This window comes from Pseudomonas sp. R38(2017) (genome assembly GCF_002112395.1).
In the GTDB taxonomy this organism is placed as follows: Bacteria; Pseudomonadota; Gammaproteobacteria; order Pseudomonadales; family Pseudomonadaceae; genus Aquipseudomonas.
The window spans coordinates 1-891 of sequence record NZ_NEHN01000022.1; the positions used below are offsets into that span (position 1 = coordinate 1).

Genomic DNA, 891 nt, shown 5'->3' on the forward strand with positions numbered 1-891 from the left:
GTGAGCGGGGCTGATGTCTGCCCTGACGCGTACAGCGCCTTTGCAGTGAATGTGTGCAGCGTGAGTGTCCGGCCGCTAAGTGTGTGTTTCCAGATGCCAGTGACGGGATCGGCTGTTGGCTGGCCATCGGGTGTGGGGCCATCGAATATCTGGACTTTCTGACCTGGGGCTGACGTGCCGATCAGTGTTACGGCGGGGTCGACGGTAAAACCACCAGGCAGGATTTCGACGCCTTTGGAGTCTTCTGCTCGGGTGATCACCGGTTTTACATCCGCGATAGCCTTGATCGTGTAGGTTCGCAGCGGAAAGGACACCGCATCGGCTTCGATCTGACTCCCCCCCAGCGCAGCCTTGAATTCGATGGAAAACGATGAGCCATCCTTCAGATTTTTTAATTCGTTCAAAAACGTAGTAGAGACGCCAGAGTCGTAATAATCATTAGTTATCCAACCGCTATTGGTTACGGGCCCCGGTTGGGCCCAGAAAGCTTTGTCATAGGGGGTGTTGTCGTTGAGTGTCCCCTTGAATCGCAGCCATACCCATTGTTTCAGGGCAATCAACGGCCAGCCAAGGGCGCGTAATGTTGCTGACGACTTGATCGCTTCCAGATCCAGTTCCAGCCCATCACCGTTATTGGCCGCCTGAAGAATCTTTGGCACGTTGGAAAGATCCAGCACCAGTGACTGTACCGCCAGGGAACGAATATCCGAAGGCAATGGTGGCGCATTCCCGCGTTCGACCGTGTAGCTGACCGTCACCGCTTTGTTCAGGTTGAAAGCCACCACGCTATTGGTCAGTGCAATTTCCTGCGGCCCGAGCACGGTGACGGTTTTTTCCGGCGCCGTGTGTGAGCCCCCAGCCGGCGTACCCGACGCACCGGTGAATCTGGCA

1 pseudogene is annotated in these 891 nt (G+C 56.1%); it reads right to left on the reverse strand.

Features of this window, described 5'->3' with window-relative positions:
* Positions 1–891, reverse strand: a pseudogene (locus CAF87_RS29395) (hypothetical protein); the annotation flags it as partial.